Annotated in this window: 19 protein-coding genes; 13 read left to right on the top strand and 6 right to left on the bottom strand. The window is 45.1% G+C overall.

From position 1 onward, the window contains the following. Together ACFPFU_RS06995 and queA are read right to left on the bottom strand one after the other, a co-directional pair. The gene (locus tag ACFPFU_RS06995; RefSeq protein WP_377062880.1) at nt 1-219 is read right to left on the bottom strand and encodes a FeoA family protein; all 219 of its coding nucleotides are present in this window, start codon (nt 217-219) and stop codon (nt 1-3) included. A gap of 233 nt (nt 220-452) precedes the next feature. Further along, entirely contained in the window at nt 453-1,502 is a 1,050-nt protein-coding gene (queA, locus tag ACFPFU_RS06990) for a tRNA preQ1(34) S-adenosylmethionine ribosyltransferase-isomerase QueA (RefSeq protein WP_377062878.1), read from the bottom strand. Nucleotides 1,503-1,625: 123 nt separating this feature from the next. Between queA and ACFPFU_RS06985 the strand changes: the two genes are divergently transcribed. Next, complete coding sequence (locus ACFPFU_RS06985) at nt 1,626-2,873, top strand: ABC transporter permease (RefSeq protein ID WP_377062876.1); 1,248 nt, start codon at nt 1,626-1,628, stop codon at nt 2,871-2,873. Between the two features lie 99 nt (nt 2,874-2,972). Here the strand turns inward: ACFPFU_RS06985 and recA are convergent, their stop codons facing one another. Beyond that, nucleotides 2,973-4,001: a recombinase RecA gene (gene recA / locus ACFPFU_RS06980; protein WP_377062874.1), complete on the bottom strand. Its 1,029-nt coding sequence runs from the start codon at nt 3,999-4,001 to the stop codon at nt 2,973-2,975. A gap of 212 nt (nt 4,002-4,213) precedes the next feature. Between recA and ACFPFU_RS06975 the strand changes: the two genes are divergently transcribed. The 8 genes from ACFPFU_RS06975 (at nt 4,214) to tsf (ending at nt 10,513) form a co-directional block, all read left to right on the top strand. Further along, nucleotides 4,214-4,975, top strand: coding sequence for a DUF3108 domain-containing protein (locus ACFPFU_RS06975; protein ID WP_377062872.1), 762 nt, complete (start codon nt 4,214-4,216; stop codon nt 4,973-4,975). 156 nt (nt 4,976-5,131) lie between these two features. Then, on the top strand, nt 5,132-5,821 hold the full coding sequence (locus ACFPFU_RS06970) for a response regulator transcription factor (protein ID WP_377062870.1): 690 nt from the start codon (nt 5,132-5,134) through the stop codon (nt 5,819-5,821). 5 nt (nt 5,822-5,826) lie between these two features. Further along, the gene (locus ACFPFU_RS06965) at nt 5,827-6,897 is read left to right on the top strand and encodes a sensor histidine kinase (protein ID WP_377062868.1); all 1,071 of its coding nucleotides are present in this window, start codon (nt 5,827-5,829) and stop codon (nt 6,895-6,897) included. A 102-nt stretch (nt 6,898-6,999) separates the two neighbouring features. After that, the gene (locus ACFPFU_RS06960) at nt 7,000-7,710 is read left to right on the top strand and encodes an RluA family pseudouridine synthase (protein ID WP_377062866.1); all 711 of its coding nucleotides are present in this window, start codon (nt 7,000-7,002) and stop codon (nt 7,708-7,710) included. A 208-nt stretch (nt 7,711-7,918) separates the two neighbouring features. Continuing rightward, nucleotides 7,919-8,362 (top strand): 50S ribosomal protein L13, encoded by a 444-nt coding sequence (gene rplM / locus ACFPFU_RS06955; RefSeq protein WP_377062864.1) that lies wholly within the window; start codon nt 7,919-7,921, stop codon nt 8,360-8,362. Between the two features lie 12 nt (nt 8,363-8,374). Beyond that, a complete protein-coding gene (gene rpsI, locus ACFPFU_RS06950; RefSeq protein ID WP_377062862.1) occupies nt 8,375-8,761 on the top strand; it encodes a 30S ribosomal protein S9 in 387 nt (128 codons plus the stop codon). Nucleotides 8,762-8,802: 41 nt separating this feature from the next. Further along, entirely contained in the window at nt 8,803-9,564 is a 762-nt protein-coding gene (gene rpsB / locus ACFPFU_RS06945; RefSeq protein ID WP_377062860.1) for a 30S ribosomal protein S2, read from the top strand. 118 nt (nt 9,565-9,682) lie between these two features. After that, nucleotides 9,683-10,513 (top strand): translation elongation factor Ts, encoded by an 831-nt coding sequence (gene tsf / locus ACFPFU_RS06940; RefSeq protein ID WP_377062858.1) that lies wholly within the window; start codon nt 9,683-9,685, stop codon nt 10,511-10,513. Nucleotides 10,514-10,657: 144 nt separating this feature from the next. Here the strand turns inward: tsf and ACFPFU_RS06935 are convergent, their stop codons facing one another. Together ACFPFU_RS06935 and ACFPFU_RS06930 are read right to left on the bottom strand one after the other, a co-directional pair. After that, a complete protein-coding gene (locus ACFPFU_RS06935) occupies nt 10,658-11,089 on the bottom strand; it encodes an NUDIX domain-containing protein (protein ID WP_377062856.1) in 432 nt (143 codons plus the stop codon). 166 nt (nt 11,090-11,255) lie between these two features. Beyond that, nucleotides 11,256-12,554, bottom strand: a complete 1,299-nt coding sequence (locus ACFPFU_RS06930) for an aminopeptidase P family protein (RefSeq protein WP_377062854.1) — start codon at nt 12,552-12,554, stop codon at nt 11,256-11,258. A 244-nt stretch (nt 12,555-12,798) separates the two neighbouring features. On the opposite strand from ACFPFU_RS06930, the gene ACFPFU_RS06925 reads away from it, so the two are divergent. The 4 genes from ACFPFU_RS06925 to ACFPFU_RS06910 all read left to right on the top strand — a co-directional run bounded on the left by ACFPFU_RS06925 (nt 12,799) and on the right by ACFPFU_RS06910 (nt 17,320). Beyond that, on the top strand, nt 12,799-14,028 hold the full coding sequence (locus ACFPFU_RS06925) for a M16 family metallopeptidase (RefSeq protein WP_377062852.1): 1,230 nt from the start codon (nt 12,799-12,801) through the stop codon (nt 14,026-14,028). Nucleotide 14,029: 1 nt separating this feature from the next. Then, nucleotides 14,030-14,668, top strand: coding sequence for an O-methyltransferase (locus ACFPFU_RS06920; RefSeq protein WP_377062850.1), 639 nt, complete (start codon nt 14,030-14,032; stop codon nt 14,666-14,668). Nucleotides 14,669-14,681: 13 nt separating this feature from the next. Continuing rightward, nucleotides 14,682-16,265 (top strand): LysM peptidoglycan-binding domain-containing protein, encoded by a 1,584-nt coding sequence (locus ACFPFU_RS06915; RefSeq protein ID WP_377062848.1) that lies wholly within the window; start codon nt 14,682-14,684, stop codon nt 16,263-16,265. A gap of 62 nt (nt 16,266-16,327) precedes the next feature. After that, the gene (locus ACFPFU_RS06910; protein ID WP_377062846.1) at nt 16,328-17,320 is read left to right on the top strand and encodes a DUF3078 domain-containing protein; all 993 of its coding nucleotides are present in this window, start codon (nt 16,328-16,330) and stop codon (nt 17,318-17,320) included. Here ACFPFU_RS06910 and ACFPFU_RS06905 read toward each other — a convergent pair. Then, a complete protein-coding gene (locus ACFPFU_RS06905) occupies nt 17,317-17,841 on the bottom strand; it encodes a DNA polymerase III subunit gamma/tau (protein ID WP_377062844.1) in 525 nt (174 codons plus the stop codon). The two genes, ACFPFU_RS06910 and ACFPFU_RS06905, sit on opposite strands and share 4 nt — an antisense overlap. Nucleotides 17,842-17,891 lie beyond the last annotated feature (50 nt).

The following is a 17,891-nucleotide window of genomic DNA, read 5'->3' as shown; positions in this document are numbered from 1 at the left end:
TTAAAGTTTCAATTGGATTAAAACAGCTTCACTTCTTCTCAGGGCGATGATACTCCCCCCAATCAGGAATGCCTTGGGACCAGAAAACGGAGCTTTGCTGATGAGTTTTATGGTTTTACCCGGCAATATTCCCATTTCCAAAAAATTGATGGAGATGGGGGATTCATTTACTGAATCGATGATCTTTTCCTCGTCCAAATGAAGCTGGTCTGCGGTCATGTATACGGTTGATGTTAATGAAATAGGTTGATCCCGGATAGCACGGACGGCTACTGAATGAGATTACCCGACCCAAAATTATCCTTTATTTAGATTTAATACAAATAAATAAAAAATTTTAATAATATAAGGAGGAGGATTTTTAGAAAAATCGAAGCCTGAAAGGTAAAAAAACCCACGTCGGATTTCACGTGGGTTGTTCAAATAAATTTCTGCTCGGGTCAAATGGCAAGCTACAGGATCAGCATGGCGTCGCCATAGGAAAAAAACTTATAGTTTTCTTTAATTGCTGTTTTATAAGCTTTCATGATAAGATCATATCCCCCGAAAGCGGCAGCTGTCATCAGCAAAGTGGATTCGGGTAAATGGAAGTTGGTAACCAGCGCATTGGCAATTTTGAATTCATAGGGTGGGATGATAAACTTATCCGTCCACCCTCTGCTGGCTTTCAGTCTGCCATTTGCGGTCACAGAGGACTCAATGGTCTTTAATGAAGTGGTTCCCACTGCGACGACCCTTTTCTTGTTATCCAACGCCGCATTGACAAGGTTTACCGTTTGCTGGGGTATATCGTAATTTTCTGAATCCATTTTGTGTTTCGTCAGGTCTTCAACATCCACCTGTCTGAAGGTCCCCAGACCAATGTGCAGGGTGATGGGGCTTACTTCCACCCCTTTTATTTCCAGCCGTTTTAATAGGTGTTTGGTGAAATGCAAGCCAGCTGTAGGGGCAGCCACGGCGCCCACATGCTCTGCAAAGATCGTCTGATAACGTTCTCTGTCCGCGGCTTCCACATCCCTCTCAATATACTCTTTCAGAAGAGGTGTTTCGCCCAAGGTATCAATGGTTTTATAAAACTCTTCATCGGTGCCATCAAAAAGAAACCGAATGGTTCTACCCCTGGAAGTTGTGTTATCAATCACTTCAGCTACCAGATCACTGTCTCCAAAATACAGCTTGTTACCGACCCTTATTTTCCTGGCTGGATCCACCAGCACATCCCAAAGTCTGAGATCCTGGTTGAGTTCCCTCAATAAAAAAACCTCGATTTTTGCGCCTGTTTTTTCCTTATTCCCATATAACCGGGCAGGAAAAACTTTCGTATTATTGGTAACAAACACATCCCCTTCATCAAAGTACTCAATGATGTCTTTGAATACTTTGTGTTCAATTTCACCGGTAGCCCGGTGAACTACCATCAAGCGGGATTCGTCGCGGTTTTCCGGCGGATAGAGGGAGATGAGTTTCTTTGGAATTTCAAATTTGAAATCGGATAACTTCATGCGTATTTATTTAGGAATAAATTCTTTACGTGATAAACAGAATCTTTGTAAAAAATGCAAAGATAATAAGAATTATACCTAATTCTACTTATATTGTCAAATTGTTTTTAGATAATACCAAAATTGATCGTATTTAGGCTCATCTGGGAAAGTTTCCGCTTCGCCATGCAGGCGCTGAAGTCCAACCTCACCAGAACCATTCTCTCTTTGCTGGGAGTTACGGTGGGGATTTTTGCCATTATTGCCGTTTTCACCCTTGTTGATTCACTGGAAAGGAACATCAAAGGCAGCCTCACCTTCCTTGGCAACAATGTCATCAGGGTGGACCGTTTCCCTTTTTCTTCGGGTAATCAGGAATATCCCTGGTGGAGATATTTCCGGCGTCCGCCGGGCAATTATGCTGAATTTGTCTTTTTAAACGAGCGATTGAAAAATGCAGAGGCCATCACCATATTCGCCTCTTCGAGAGCGACGGTAAAACAGGGAAGCAATGCCTACGAACGGGCCTACCTGGATGGTGTCATCTACAATCACAAAGATGTATATGAATTGCCAATAGAACAGGGTCGCTTCTTTACCGAAATGGAAATCACAGCCGCAAGGAATGTCACCATCATCGGCGTGAAAGTGGCCAGGGCCCTGTTCCCGGGTCAGGACCCCTTAGGTAAAGAATTGAAAATCAAAGGCCTAAAATTCATCGTCATCGGCGTGTTCGAAGAAGAAGGGGAAGGCTTGTTTGATACCCCCTCCAAAGACGAAGCCTTACTTATTCCATACGGGGCTTTTTCCAAAATCTTTTATATAGGCCAATTCGGGGTGGAACCCACTATAGCCGCCAAGGGAAAAGACGATGATCCAGGTCTTGTCGTGCTGGAAAATGAAATGGCGGGATTATTAAGGGCAAAAAGGGGCCTTAAACCTACAGAAGAAGACAACTTCGCCCTTAACAAATCCGAGTTCATTCAAAATGCGGTGGGGTCTATATTTGCAGTGATCTCCATAGCGGGATGGGTAATTGGCGGGTTTTCCATACTGATAGGTGGTTTTGGCATCGCCAACATCATGTTTGTATCCGTCAAGGAACGGACCAGCATCATCGGAATACAAAAATCATTGGGTGCTAAAAACTATTTCATCCTGCTTCAGTTTCTTTTTGAAGCCACCTTTTTGAGTCTTATTGGCGGCCTTGCCGGGCTTATGATCGTCTATGCGGCAACATATGTTCCCCTGGGGAACCTGGAAATCATATTAAGTTTTAAAAACATCCTGCTGGGCCTTGGGCTTTCTTCAGTGATAGGAATTGTTTCCGGTATCGTCCCGGCCACCCTGGCGGCCAAGCTGGACCCTGTGGAAGCAATCCGTTCCACTTAAAATCACGACTGTGCAAAAAAAACCGGCTTTGCAGAAGTCTATAGTTGCAAAGCCGGTATAATGAAAGCGTACTTTATTATTACTTGATGGAGCAGCCTGTCAAGAGGCTTTCGGCTCACTGGCCTCTTTGATTTTAATACCGGCCTTCTCTTTGATCTTCAATTCCAGCTCTTCCATCAATTCGGGGTTATCCATGAGCAAAGCCTTTACCGCATCTCTTCCTTGCCCCAGCTTATTGCCTTCATAAGAAAACCAGGATCCAGCCTTTTTCACAATATCAAATTCCACTCCCAGATCGATGATTTCTCCTACTTTAGAGATGCCTTCCCCATACATGATATCGAATTCCACCACCTTAAATGGGGGAGAGACTTTGTTCTTCACCACTTTAACCTTGGTCCTGTTCCCCAGAATATTGTCTGCCCCCTCCTTGATCTGACCGATTCTTCTTATATCCAACCGCACCGATGAATAAAATTTCAAAGCGTTGCCGCCGGTTGTGGTTTCGGGATTTCCGAACATCACACCGATTTTATCCCTCAGCTGATTGATAAAGATACAGGCACATCCTGTTTTATTGATGGCCCCTGTCAGTTTTCTCAAGGCCTGCGACATCAGCCTGGCCTGCAGCCCCATTTTGGACTCGCCCATCTCACCTTCCAATTCCCCTTTGGGCACCAAAGCCGCCACAGAGTCGATAACGATGATATCTATAGCGCCTGACCTGATGAGGTGTTCCGCTATTTCCAAGGCCTGCTCCCCGTTATCCGGCTGGGATATCAGGAGATTCTCTGTATCTATGCCCAGCTTCTCGGCATAGGATTTATCAAAAGCATGCTCTGCATCAATAAAGGCTGCTAACCCGCCGGCTTTTTGGGCTTCTGCTATACAATGCATGGAAAGCGTGGTTTTCCCGGAGGATTCAGGTCCGTATATTTCTATGATCCTGCCCCGGGGGATCCCTCCTACCCCCAAGGCCATGTCCAGCCCCAGCGACCCCGTTGAGATGGCGGGAATATCCAACACCACATTGTCACTCAGCTTCATCACGGTACCTTTCCCATAGGTTTTTTCCAGCTTATCGATGGTAAGCTGAAGGGCCTTTAATTTTTCATCATTCGCGCTCATAATAGTCTTCAAAAATAAAAGTATCTGAAATGGATATGTGAAAGTAAACATTCATCAGCTCATTACCAACAATTGGATAACCATTGTTTTACAATTCCGTTATACTAACTTTGGAAGTCAAACCAATATGGTATTGATATTCAATTTGGTATAGCAGTTGAGCCAATAACCTGAGAGAACAACACATGACGCTCCTTATTAAAACCCTATTTATGCTGTCATTTCTGTCCTTAGCTGTACCCGACTCACAGCCAATGAGGAAAAACCAGGCCTTCTCCAAAGGAGAAGAACTCACTTTTAAGGTAAAATACCTTTTTTTCAGTGCCGCGGAGGCCAAAATGATGATCTCCGACGAAATCCACCACATCAATGGCCGGCCCACCTATAAAATTGATGTGTTTGGCAGAACCCTCAGCATATTCAAGCTCTTTTATGTGAAGGACAACTGGGGCAGCTATGTGGACACGGCCAGGATCATCCCTTATCGCTCCTATAGACACATCGAGGAGGGAAACTACCGGAAGCATGAGGTCATTGATTTTGACCACCAGAAAAAGGCCGCACATGTCAGGCTCTTTGACCGTGAGAATGAAAAAGTCACAGAAATCCATGAATACAATATCCCCTCCAATATACAGGATGTTGTGAGCGGGTATTATTATCTGCGGACCATGGATCTTCGGAATTTGAAGTCTGGGGATGTCGTTACCATCCCGGGTTTCTTTGACAAAAAAATTCATAACCTAAACTTAATATACGAAGGAAAAGACAAACTGTCCACGCAAATCGGAGACTTTAAAACTTTTGTGTTTTCTCCCATCATGCCAAGCAATAAATTGTTTCGTGGCAAAAAACCCATAAAAATATGGATCACGGATGATGAAAACAGGATTCCTGTAAAGATAAAAGCCCATCTTCTTGTAGGTGCCTTGGATATGGATATTACGGAAGCAGAAGGGCTTCGCAACAATTAATTAACAGTAGTTTAATGATTAATTCAACAGAACTTCTGTTTCAACAAAATTTTATACTTTAAATTCATATCAAAGCACATACAAATACAATTTATTTTTAGGATTGATTACCTTTGTAATAATTTTTGGATTTATTGTTGTTGAGAAGCATCAAATATGAGCGAAAAGCAGAAGACCAAGGTACTTGTTGTAGATGACGAACAGGACATCACGGAGATATTGACCTACAACCTTGAAAAAGAAGGGTATGAGGTCGAGGCGGCAAATGACGGTATCAAAGCTGTAAAAAAAGCGATCAAATTCAATCCGGATGTCATTTTACTTGACATAATGATGCCGCATCAGGACGGTGTGGAGACCTGTAGGCAGCTCCGGGAAATCCCCGAATTACAGAATACCTTTATTATTTTCCTTACCGCCAGGGCTGAAGAGTATTCTGAAGTGGCTGCGTTTGATGTAGGAGCGGATGATTACATCCACAAACCCATCAAACCAAGAGCACTCATCAGCAGAATCGGCGCCCTTTTCCGGAGGGAGATAAAAAAGGAACAAGAGGTTTCAAAAATTGCCATCAAGGATCTGGTCATTGACCGAAGCAGCTATACGATCACGCAGGACGGGAAAACGATCATCCTCCCGAAAAAAGAATTCGAATTGTTGTATTTTTTGGCCAAAAACCCTAATATGGTTTTCAGCCGGGATGAACTCCTGAAAAACATCTGGGGATCCGACGTTTTTGTCCTGGCCAGAACGGTAGATGTGCATATCAGGAAGATAAGGGAAAAAATCGGGGAAAACTACATTACCACCGTCAAGGGTGTCGGATACAAGTTTGACATGAACTAGTACATATGTTTACCACCTCAAGGGGTATTGCCTTTATTCTTTCATCTGCGATCACGGTTTTGTTGGTGGCATTTCTCTCCCTCATGGAAGAGACTTCCCCCACGGTGCTGGTGGTCTCTGGGGCACTGAATTTTGCCATATCCTACTTGTTGATCACCCTTTCCCTGGAGTTTCTGGTATTTCGTGAAATCAGCAATATCTACACCATGCTGGAAAAAATCCAGAAAAAAGACACCACCATCGCCCCCAGGGGCGGCAGGTCCTCCAAAGCCTCCATCTCGCCCCTAAAAAAGATACAAAACACCATCAACAGCTACGCCGAAGCAAAAAACCGGGAAATAGAAGTGCTTCAGAAAAACGAAGCCTTTAGGCGGGAATTTATAGCGGACATTTCCCACGAACTGAAGACCCCCATTTTTGCGGCGCAGGGCTACATACATACCCTGTTGGACGGGGCCATTGAGGATTATGCCGTTAGGGATAAGTTTCTCAAAAGAGCAGCAAAAAGCCTCAACAACCTGGAAAAACTGGTCCAGGACCTGATCATTCTCAACCAGATGGAAAGCGGTGTCATCCGTTTCACCATGGCCCCCTTCGACCTGAAGGAACCCATCATGGAAGTGATGGAACAACTGGAAGACAAGGCACAAAAAAGAGGTGTAAAAATAAATTTCCAATACCAAAAAGACCAATCTTACCGGACCTTGGCCGATAGGGACAAAATATACAGGGTTTTCCAAAATCTGGTTTCCAATGCCATCAAATACAATAAAGAAGGCGGTGAGGTAAACATCAGTTTAAAAAACCACAAAAACCACGTGACCATCAAAGTGAAAGACGAAGGGATGGGCATACCGCCCGAAGATCTCAAAAGAATATTCGAAAGGTTTTACAGGGTTGAGAAAAGCCGGTCCAGGGAGAAGGGCGGAACAGGCTTGGGCCTGGCCATTGTCAAACATATTTTGGAGGGACACAAAAGCAAAATTTCCGTCAGCTCCGCTGTCAGCAAAGGTTCTATTTTCAGTTTCGACCTCCCTTTGGCAAAACCCGCCGGCAGCGTGCCTGACAAGGCCTGAAATCCGCTCCTCTCTGCCCCATAGTAAAGAAGTTGTCGCCAAAATTTCCATCCTTTTTCAATTTTGCGTAATTTCGCAGCCTTGTCAGGATAAACCGTCCGCATGAAAAAAGCAAACTTCAAAGACCTCATACTGTTTGAAAACCAGGACTACATGGTGGTGAACAAACCTCCTTATCTTTCCTCTTTGGACGACAGACACGAGGCCGAAAACATGCTGCACCTGGCCAAACTTTATACGGAAGGTGCACAGCTGTGCCATCGGCTTGACAAGGAAACGTCAGGCTGTCTGGTCATTGCCAGGCATCCGGAAGCGTACAGGCACATAGCCCTCCAGTTTGAAAACAGGACAGTAGAAAAAATCTACCATGCGGTAGTAGAAGGCATCCATGATTGGGATGGATTGCAGGTAGACAGAAATCTCACCGCCAGCAAAAACGGGATAGCAAGAATTTCAATTAACGGAAAACCTGCCCAGACGCTTTTCAAAACATTAAAGACCTATTTTACCCATAGCCTGATTGCCTGTAAACCCATTACCGGCAGGCTGCATCAGATACGGGTGCATTTGGCCTATTTGGGAGCGCCTATCTGTGGAGACGAGCTGTACGGCGGCAAGCCTCTCTACCTGTCCGCCTTAAAGAAAAAATTCAACCTCAAAAAAGGTTCTGAAGAAAAGCCGATCATGCAAAGGGTCGCCTTACATGCTTCCTCCATCGTCTTTGAGGGATTGGATGGCGCCACCATCCGGGTAGAGGCCCCCTATCCAAAGGATTTTGAAGTATTGGTGAAACAGCTGGAAAAAAACAGCTGATATACTAATAAAAGCGAGAGACCGGTAGATGGAAATGGCCGGTAGAAAAAAGATTTAAGAAATAATGCGGCAGTTGGGTGGCTTATTCTGGTGAAAATAAGGCAGTAAACTACCAATTCTTTTGCAAATGAATTTTATTACTTCTATCTTTGTGTCCCTTTTTGAGGGTGAAATGTATTTAACAAGCTAATAATTAAACAATTACACAGTGGATACTTTAAGCTACAAGACCAAATCGGCAAATGACGCTACTGTACAAAAGGAGTGGGTAATAGTGGATGCCCAATCCCAGGTACTGGGCAGATTTGCCAGTGAGGTGGCGAAAATGTTGAGAGGGAAGCACAAGCCGAACTTTACCCCTCATGTGGACTGCGGAGACAATGTGATTGTCATCAATGCAGAGAAAGTCCGCCTGACAGGGAGAAAATGGAACCAGAAGGTATATGTCCGCCATACTGGCTACCCCGGAGGTCAACGGATCGCCACTCCAAAAATTTTGATGGAGAAATCACCAAGAACCTTGGTGGAAAAGGCAGTAAAGGGCATGTTGCCTAAGACCCGTCTGGGAAGAAAACTTTACACCAACCTGTATGTATATGCCGGTTCGGAGCATCCCCATAGTGCCCAGAAACCAAAAGAAATAAAATTTTAATGCTAGCCGTCAATGGAAGTAATTAACACGATTGGAAGAAGAAAAACATCTGTGGCGAGGATTTACCTTAAAGCAGGAAACGGCAACATCACTGTTAACAACAGGACGTTGGACGCATATTTTCCTTTTGACCTGCACCAGATTGTGGTAAAGCAGCCCCTGGTACTTGTCAACGAGGACGGCGCCTATGACATCAAGATCAATGTCGACGGCGGGGGAATCAAAGGACAGGCAGAGGCCATCCGAATGGCAATCTCCAGGGCCTTGTGTGAGGTAAACAGTGAATTCAGGGGTCCGCTGAAAAAAGAAGGATTCCTTACCCGTGATTCCAGAATGGTGGAACGTAAGAAAGCGGGACGCAGAAAAGCCCGAAGAAGATTCCAGTTCTCCAAACGTTAATCCCGGAGTACTTACTGATTATAAAAACAATTATATATTAAATGGCCAATATAGAATATAAAGACTTACTGGATGCTGGTGTTCACTTCGGACACTTAACGAGAAAGTGGGATCCCAGAATGGCGCCGTACATCTTCATGGAGAAAAACGGTATCCATATCATTGATCTGAATAAAACGCTTGTTTGCCTTGAAGAAGCATCCAACGCAATCAAGCAGGTAGTACGCTCAGGCAAAAAGATTTTGTTTGTGGCTACTAAAAAACAAGCCAAGGATTTGGTGGCTGAAGAAGCCAAAAGGCTGAAAATGCCCTATGTGACCGAAAGATGGCTGGGTGGTATGATGACTAACTTTGCCACCATCCGCAAATCGCTCAAGAAGATGTCTTCTATCGACAAGCTGGTAAAGGATGAGTCCTATAAGAACCTGGCGAAAAAAGAGCGGCTCATGATCAGCAGACAGCGTGAGAAGTTGGAAACCGTGCTGGGTGGCATCTCGGATCTGACCAGATTGCCTGCTGCCCTTTTCATTGTGGACATCAAAAGGGAACACATCGCACTTTCTGAAGCCAAAAAATTAGGTATCCCTGTATTTGCATTGGTGGATACGAATTCCAATCCCAATGAGGTGGATTTCCCCATCCCTGCCAATGATGACGCTTATAAATCCATATCTCTTTTGGTGAAGGCCTTCGGTGCCGCCATCGAAGAAGGATTGGCTGAACGTAAAAAAGACAAAGACGAAGCCAAACTTTCCGAAGAGGAAGAAGCTAAAAAAGCAGCCGACGCTGAAACAAAAGAATAATCCACTATGACATTATAATTAATGGAAAATTGAACACAGGGCCTGTGCCACGTGTTCAATTTTTTGTTTTTTACAGTCAAAATAGATCAACCTTAATTTTAATAAAACAAGAAATACAATGGCTATTACTGCACAAGAGGTAAACAAACTGAGACAAATGACCGGAGCCGGTATGATGGACTGTAAAAAAGCCCTTACCGAAGCAGAAGGAGATTTTGAAAAAGCTATTGACATCCTTAGAAAAAAAGGACAAAAGGTGTCTGCTTCCAGAGCCGACAGAGAAACTAAAGAAGGTGTGGTGGTAACCCATGTAAGTGCAGACGGGAAGGTAGGTACACTTGTTTCCTTGACTTGTGAGACAGATTTCGTGGCCAAAAACGAGGAGTTCGTCTCCTTTGCCAATGCCATCCTTCAAGCAGCAGTGGAAAACAGACCTGCTTCCGTAGAAGCCATATTGGCCCTGCCTTTCGAAGGCATTACCATCGGCGAGAAAATCACAGAAATGACCGGAAAAATAGGTGAAAAAATAGAGGTTTCCCACTACGAACAAGTAGAAGGCGAAGCGGTTGTTCCCTATATCCATTCCAACGGGAAATTGGGCGTGTTGGTGGCGCTTAAAAACGTAAACGGTGCTGAGGTGGATGAAGCTGGAAAAGACGTGGCCATGCAGATTGCCGCCATGAATCCGGTAGCCGTGGACAAAGACGGTGTGGATGCCACTGTGGTGGAAAGAGAGATAGAGGTAGGTAAGGAACAGGCCAGGCAAGAAGGCAAGCCCGAGCAAATGCTGGAAAAAATTGCTTTAGGCAAATTGAACAAGTTTTATAAAGACAATACCTTGCTGAGCCAGGCTTTCGTAAAAGACAGCAGCAAGACCATCGCCCAATACCTGGACGATGTAAGCAAAGGACTTACTGTCTCCGAATTCAAGAGGGTGTCCATCGGATAATCGATGCACCTGTTTGCATAGAATACCAAAACCTGGCTGATGGCCAGGTTTTGGTATTCTCTTCGCATCGGGTCCCATCGGTGTTAATCCATGGGATCTGTGGAATGCTGAAGGATTATCATCAACCAACGCCAATCCGGGTGCTTATAACAGCATTTTACCATCCCCGATAATTTCCTTATGGTCAAAGGCCAGTGAAGGCAGGTCTTCGAGGGGAAACCATCCGGCATTCCGGCTGTCAGATCCTGGTTTTACGTTTGTTTTTTGCTCTTTGCTGACTTTAAAGAAATAGGCCACGGACACGGTCCAACCCCGTGGGTCCCTGTCTTTTTTCCCATATACCCCCACCAACTGTTCTGTTACATCCCCCATCTCCAGATGCGTTTCTTCCCGAAGCTCCCTCTTGCAGGCCTCAAAGGGTTCTTCATCTTCCTCCACAAATCCCCCGGGCAAAGCCCACTTCCCCTCAAACGGATCAGCTTTCCGCTCAATGAGCAATAAAGTCAGGTCGTCTTCACATACCACCACAGCATCAGTGGTCAAGGCAGGACGGGGAAAGGAATAGGTATAACCCATATTTTAGAAGTTAATCTCTGGAGTTTCACAATAACTGCGCCGAAAAAGGACGGCAACCCGGCCTGCTAAAAGCGCAGGTACAAACGAAAATTATGAACGGGGATTTTATGCCGTTTACCTAATAAGCGACATGAGCCTGAACCGTCCATGTCTTTTAAATCCCGGTTTATTTTTTATCTGAATTCATCAGTTCCTCGATCTCCTCCGCCTCTATCGGTATGTTTTTCATCAGGTCAAGATTGCCTTTTTCTTGAATGACGATGTTGTTTTCAAGCCGAATGCCTATGTTTTCTTCCCGGATATAAATCCCCGGCTCGACCGTAAACACCATTCCCGGCTGGATAGGTTCATACATGGTGCCCACATCATGCACGTCCAATCCCAGGTGATGAGACGTACCATGCATAAAATATTTTTTGAAGGCGGGCCATTTGGGATCCTGGTTTCTGATGTCCGTATCATTGATCAGTCCCAAGCTCTTCAATTCCGATTCCATGATCAAACCTATTTCCTTATGATATTCCTGTATGCTGACACCCGGCCGCAACATGGTGATGGCCTGTCTCTGGACCCGCAAAACAGCATCATATACTTTACGCTGCCTTTTGGTAAACTTACCGCTCACCGGAATGGTGCGGCTCATATCTGCGTTATAATTCCCATATTCTGCACCCACATCAAAAAGAATCAGGTCCCCTTTTTCACAGGTAGCATTGTTTTCTATGTAATGAAGCACGCAGGCATTGGCGCCGGAAGCGATGATGGGCTGATAAGCAAAGCCCATGCTTTGATTCCGCAGGAATTCATGAATGAATTCCGCCTCAATTTCATACTCTTTTACGCCTGGTTTAACAAAAGACAATACCCTTCTGAATCCCTTTTCTGTTATCCCACACGCAAACGCCATCTGGTTGATCTCCTTTTTGTCTTTGACGGACCGGAGCTTGTGCATGACAGGAGCCAGTCTATGGTACTGGTGAAGGGGATATCTTTCCCTGCAGTGCTTGATAAACCTGGCATCCCTGGTTTCTACGTTGACATCAGCCCTGAGGTGCTCATTGGTATTGAGAAACACGTGCTTGCTTAAAGCCATTAGGGTATTGAACAGGCCGTCAAATGATGACACCCATTGGACGTTCTTGATCCCTGACAGTGCAGTGGCTTCCTCAGGAGTCAGCTTATGGCCTTCCCAAGTAGCTATTTTCTCATTGGTTTTTTTCACAAACAAAATCTCCTGCATAGCCGGGTCCGGAAAATCCGGACAAACAACCAATATGGTTTCCTCCTGGTCAATCCCGGTGAGATAGAAGAGGTCATTGTTCTGCCGGAAACGCATGGTCCCATCCGCATTGGTGGGCATGATGTCATTGGAATGGAATACCGCGATGGATTTAGAAGACAGCTTGTCCTTCAGTTTTTTCCGGTTATTGATATAAAAAGATGAATCAATGGGTTGGTAACGCATAGAAAACTATATTTTGATCTAAAAGAATACAAAGTTAAAGCTTTATTACACTAAACGTAACAATTAACCGGCGGATTATGACCCTCCTAAAAAGCTTTCTCCGAATACATCTCCGGCAAGGGCTTCTTATGGGTAAGTTCATGGCGTCAACATCATAAGCGCGGATGACTTATTTCAGGTTAGGCACTTGATTCACAATAAAGTCTGTTATTTTTGTAAATAATTTAAGGGAAGAAATAGATAAATGTCTTATCAGATAAAAGAACTGACCAACGGGATCAGAATCGTTCATCATGAAATCACGCATACACGGATGGTACATTGCGGATTCGTGCTGGATATTGGCAGCAGGGATGAGCAACCCGAACAGGAGGGTTTGGCCCACTTTTGGGAACACATGGCTTTCAAGGGAACAAAAAAAAGAAAGGCCTTTCACATTCTTAACCGGCTGGACTCCGTCGGGGGGGAACTGAACGCCTATACCACCAAAGAAAAAATCTGCTTTCATAGTACGGTCTTGAAAGAGCATTGGAAGAAAGCCACCGAATTGCTGTGTGACATCACTTTCAACAGCATTTTCCCAAAAAAACAAATCGAAAAGGAGCGGCAGGTTATTCTGGAAGAAATGGCCATGTACAGGGATTCCCCGGATGATGCTATCCAGGATGAGTTTGACGAACTGCTTTTCCCGGATCATGCATTGGGCAGAAATATTTTGGGAACGGAAAAAACGGTTTCCAGCTTTCAGCAGCAGGATTTCCTGGATTTCATTGCGTCCAAAATGGACACCTCAAAGATTGTCTTTTCGGTAGTAGGTAACATCAGCTTTACTAAAATATTGAGACAACTCGTCCCTTTTTTGGAAAGCATCCCATCCAAAAGGAGTGATCACGTTCGTTCCAAAATAACGCCATACCAACCTAAAACAGCCATCATATATAAAGAAATCACCCAGGCACATTGTGCCATGGGCAAACCTGCCTTGTCCATACATCACGCCAACCGGTTCAAGCTTTTTCTTCTGAACAATGTACTGGGAGGTCCCAGCATGAACTCAAGGTTGAATCTTGCGTTAAGGGAAAAGCATGGGCTGGTGTACAGCGTGGAGTCGGTTTACCAGGCTTTTACTGACACAGGATTTATAGGGATTTTCTATGGAACAGAGGAGAAGACTGCTCCCAGAGCAAGAAAAATCGTATTAAAAGAGATACAAAAGCTGAGGGAAAAGCCCTTGGGAACTTTGCAACTACACATGGCCAAAGAACAGACCATAGGCCAGCTGGCCATGGCTGAAGAGAATTATTCCGGATTGATGATGATCTACGGCAAAAACCTTTTGGATAAAGATTATATTGAGCCACTGGACAGCATTTTCGACACGATCAAAAGCACTACTGCCGTCGAGCTGCAGGATCTGGCTCAATCGGTCTTTGATGCGGAACGTTTCAGTTTTCTGACTTATCTGCCAAAATAACATGATAGACGAAGCCTTATTTCAATACTGCGTAGACTACAGCAGCCCGGAAGATGATATCCTGGCGTACATCAACAGGCAAACCCATTTGAAGGTATTAAAGCCTCGCATGCTCTCCGGACCGGTCCAAGGCAAATTTTTGGAACTGATCTCTAAACTGCACCGCCCCCAACTGGCACTTGAAATAGGCACCTACACGGGTTATGCAACCATCTGCATGGCCCGGGGACTGGGAAAAGGAGGGAAAATAGTTACCTTGGACATCAATGAGGAACTGGAAAACATGGTCAGCGGCTTTTTCCGGAAATCCGGTCTTCAGGACTGTATTGATTACCGCATAGGCAATGCCTTGGAATTGATCCCTGAAATTGAGGGGAATTTCGACCTTGTCTTTATCGATGCTGACAAAACCAATTATGCGGAATATTACGATATGGTCGTTGAAAGAATGAATGATGGAGGCATCATTCTGGCTGATAACATACTTTGGTCAGGGAAAGTATTGGCAAAATACCGGAAGAAACTGGATAAGGACACCAAAGCTATCCTGGATTTCAATGAAAAAGTTTTAAATGATCCTAGAGTGGAAAATGTTATATTGCCCATCAGGGATGGGATCATGATGGCCAAAAAAATTTAAAAGCTGGTAATCTATGCAAAGAAAGATTTTTGTTGTTTTCTTATTCTTTACTCTGACAAACATTCAGGTGATGGGCCAGGTACCCCAGGTACCCCAGGTAATCTATTTTGCCGACATGTCTTTAAGACTCAATGAGCAGGCCAGGCGGGAAATCCAGGCGGATGTGAACGCACTCTATAGAAACGCCACCTATTTCCAGACAAAACTTGACCGGGTAAATCTCTATATGCCCATTGTGGAAAGGGTACTCAGAGAACAAGGTGTGCCGGAGGATTTCAAATACCTGGTAATACAGGAAAGCAGCCTTATCCCCGATGCGGTATCCACGTCCAATGCCGTGGGTTTTTGGCAGTTTAAGAAGGGTACTGCCGAAGAGGTCTTTATGCGGGTAGACAATCAGGTGGATGAACGCAAAAATATCGTTTCTTCTACGAGAGGCGCCGCCGCATATCTGAAAAAACATCAAAATCACTTGGACAATTGGGCCTGTGCCCTGGTCTCCTATCAGATGGGCCTGGGTGGAGCCAGAGGATATTTCAAGGACCAGTTCAAGGGCAAAAGAACCATGGACATTGACCGGAACAGCCATTGGTACCTGAAGAAATTCCTCGCTCATAAAATCGCATTTGACGGGCAGACGGGCAGGCTTGTGAGCAATGGAAATTTTTTACATGAATACCCGGTCAAAGGGCCGACAACCCTTTCGGCTGTAGCAAAAACCCTGGGAGTAAGTGAATCCCATCTGAAAGAATATAACAAATGGACCAACGGCCAAATACCTGGAGACCGAACCTACGTGGTTACTTACATCCTAAAAGACATCGCTCCAGTACGGCCTGCGATTGCCAGTAGCCAAAGCCCGACTCCGGATGCCCGTGTCCAGCCTGCCCGGAGAAACGCCCAGGGATTCCCGCGGGTTACCGGCAACCAAAACAAGGCGGTGCAACCCAACGAGATAAGGGTAAACAACATCAAAGGGATTTTGGCGCTTAAAGACGGCAGCCAGACTTACCTGGCCAACCAGGCAAGGGTCAGCGAAAGAAGAATCAGAAAGGCAAACGACCTGAAAAAATCCGATCCGATTCAGGCCGGACAGTATTACTACACAAAGAAAAAAAAGGCAAAGGCTGAAGTGGAGGAACATATCGTTCAACCGGGTGAAACCCTTTGGCAGATCTCACAGCTATACGGAATCAGGCTGCATTCGCTAAAGGCCAAAAACCGGATTTACAAAGACAAAGACCTTCAGCCGGGTATGGTGTTGAAATTGAGGGGATACCTCAAGAGAAACGAAGAAATCCCCATGGCCAGACAGCTGCCGATGGCTCAAAACCCTGCTCCTCCGCAAAACAGGGAGGTGGCAGAAAACAAAACGCCAACCGTTACCACATCGACCAACAGCGGAAGCCAAAGTTCCGGGCCGGCGGCATCGCCCCCTCCCCGGCAAAACAGCGAAGAATATTTGGTGCAGCCGGGTGATACCCTTTATGCGATTTCAAGAAAACACGGTATTACCATTGACCAGTTAAAAACGTGGAACAATCTGGGGGATGATCACATTATCAAAGTCGGACAGAAGTTAATCATTCATAAATAAGTCGAAGAATTTCTTAAAATCAACTTATATTTGCTTTTTATCCAGCCCCAGCTTTCAGATTTATGCATTTCATAAGGTTAGCCGTTTTATTTTGTTTGCTATTTGCAATTCAGGGTGTTAAAGCACAGGACACTGACATTCTTAGCAAAGCGGATACGGTGATTATCAGCGGGGACACCTTGATCATGCTTGGGGACTCCCTGATCTTCACACCAAAATCCAAAGAAATCTACTGGAGGCACGGTGGTAACTTCAATTTGGGCTTGCAGCAGGTAAGTCTCAGTAACTGGGCGGCGGGCGGTGCCAGTTCTTTTGCTCTCAATTCGGGTTTACAGCTGTTTGCTAATTATAAAAAAGACAACATCATTTGGGACACCAAATTAACGGTCAATTATGGCCTTAACCGGCAGACGGGAAGGGCTTTTGCGACCAGAAAAACCAATGATAACTTTATATTCACCAGCAAATACGGCCGTCAGCTAAGTGACAAAATCTACCTTTCTACCCAGTTAGATGCAAGAACCCAACTCTTGCACGGTTACCGGTATTTTAGACCTGCAGGAGCGGAACAGGAAAGCCGCAATCGAATATCAGATTTTCTGAGCCCGGGTTATATCCAATCCTCTACCGGTCTGAACTATCAGAAAGAATACAATGGCAACAGGTTCTCCACCATTGTCTCTCCCTTTACGGGAAGGTTCACCATCGTGCTGGATGACTCCCTGAGCCGGGCCGGGGCATTTGGTGTGATTCCCGGAGAACAGGTCCGGCCGGAAGCGGGGATGTCGATGACTTCATCCATTGACACACAGTTGATGGAAAATATACGGTGGAAAGCTGACCTGAATATCTTCTCCAACTATGAAAAACTGGGAAATATGGTGATCAACTTCAACTCCGTGATCAGTATGAAGGTCAACAGGTATATTACCACCCGGATAGAGACCGTCATGATCTATGACGAAAGCGTATTCATAGAACAGGATGACGGCACCTCCTCCAGAGCAATCCAGTTACAGAACCTTATCAATTTTGGTATCGGGGTGGATTTTTAAAAATCGGTTTCAAGACCAAATCTTCTTTGGAGCTCTTTCAACGCAGGTGATTTATCCAGTAAATAGGTGAGTTTCTCCCTCGAAGTATACAGGTTTTTGGCAGGATCTACTTCCTCCTCTCGGATTTCAAATGCCACTTCCAACGCTGCATGCTGAAGTTTTTTCCGCAGCATCCCGGTCAACTCGGGCTTCACTTTGATAAAAATATCCTCCTGAAGTCCCCCGCTAAGGATAAAAACAACCTGTGATTCATGGATTTCGTAGGGCTGTTTTAGAACCGCAACCTCAAGGTTTTTGTGATTTGCTTTAAAAGCAAGTATCACCTCTTCCAAAGCATTCTTCAGGCTATCTTCCGTCAATGGAAGGGTTTTGCTTTCCTTTATAGGTTCAGTTTCCTCCGCAGGAGCCTCCGGCAGGGCCTCCTCGGTCAGTTTGGGCTTGGCCGCCATTTGTTTCCTTACAGCCGTGATACTGGAGGGGATGGACAGCGTCTTTTTAACCTCGGATTTGACCGCACCCATGTCTTTAGCCCCCACAGCAGGGCCTTGAACGGGAGCGTTATCATCCGTCA

This window comes from Negadavirga shengliensis, assembly GCF_042652345.1.
GTDB lineage: Bacteria > Bacteroidota > Bacteroidia > Cytophagales > Cyclobacteriaceae > Negadavirga > Negadavirga shengliensis.
The sequence above is the reverse complement of the archived record's forward strand: the minus strand, read 5'-3'. Positions and strand labels throughout refer to the sequence as shown.

Coding starts and splice junctions, on each gene's coding strand:
- ACFPFU_RS06995 (WP_377062880.1), bottom strand. CDS start 219: ATGACCGCAGACCAGCTTCATTTGGACGAGGAAAAGATCATCGATTCA.
- queA (WP_377062878.1), bottom strand. CDS start 1,502: ATGAAGTTATCCGATTTCAAATTTGAAATTCCAAAGAAACTCATCTCC.
- recA (WP_377062874.1), bottom strand. CDS start 4,001: ATGAGCGCGAATGATGAAAAATTAAAGGCCCTTCAGCTTACCATCGAT.
- ACFPFU_RS06975 (WP_377062872.1), top strand. CDS start 4,214: ATGCTGTCATTTCTGTCCTTAGCTGTACCCGACTCACAGCCAATGAGG.
- ACFPFU_RS06970 (WP_377062870.1), top strand. CDS start 5,132: ATGAGCGAAAAGCAGAAGACCAAGGTACTTGTTGTAGATGACGAACAG.
- ACFPFU_RS06965 (WP_377062868.1), top strand. CDS start 5,827: ATGTTTACCACCTCAAGGGGTATTGCCTTTATTCTTTCATCTGCGATC.
- ACFPFU_RS06960 (WP_377062866.1), top strand. CDS start 7,000: ATGAAAAAAGCAAACTTCAAAGACCTCATACTGTTTGAAAACCAGGAC.
- rpsI (WP_377062862.1), top strand. CDS start 8,375: ATGGAAGTAATTAACACGATTGGAAGAAGAAAAACATCTGTGGCGAGG.
- rpsB (WP_377062860.1), top strand. CDS start 8,803: ATGGCCAATATAGAATATAAAGACTTACTGGATGCTGGTGTTCACTTC.
- tsf (WP_377062858.1), top strand. CDS start 9,683: ATGGCTATTACTGCACAAGAGGTAAACAAACTGAGACAAATGACCGGA.
- ACFPFU_RS06935 (WP_377062856.1), bottom strand. CDS start 11,089: ATGGGTTATACCTATTCCTTTCCCCGTCCTGCCTTGACCACTGATGCT.
- ACFPFU_RS06930 (WP_377062854.1), bottom strand. CDS start 12,554: ATGCGTTACCAACCCATTGATTCATCTTTTTATATCAATAACCGGAAA.
- ACFPFU_RS06925 (WP_377062852.1), top strand. CDS start 12,799: ATGTCTTATCAGATAAAAGAACTGACCAACGGGATCAGAATCGTTCAT.
- ACFPFU_RS06920 (WP_377062850.1), top strand. CDS start 14,030: ATGATAGACGAAGCCTTATTTCAATACTGCGTAGACTACAGCAGCCCG.
- ACFPFU_RS06915 (WP_377062848.1), top strand. CDS start 14,682: ATGCAAAGAAAGATTTTTGTTGTTTTCTTATTCTTTACTCTGACAAAC.
- ACFPFU_RS06910 (WP_377062846.1), top strand. CDS start 16,328: ATGCATTTCATAAGGTTAGCCGTTTTATTTTGTTTGCTATTTGCAATT.
- ACFPFU_RS06905 (WP_377062844.1), bottom strand. CDS start 17,841: ATGGGTGCGGTCAAATCCGAGGTTAAAAAGACGCTGTCCATCCCCTCC.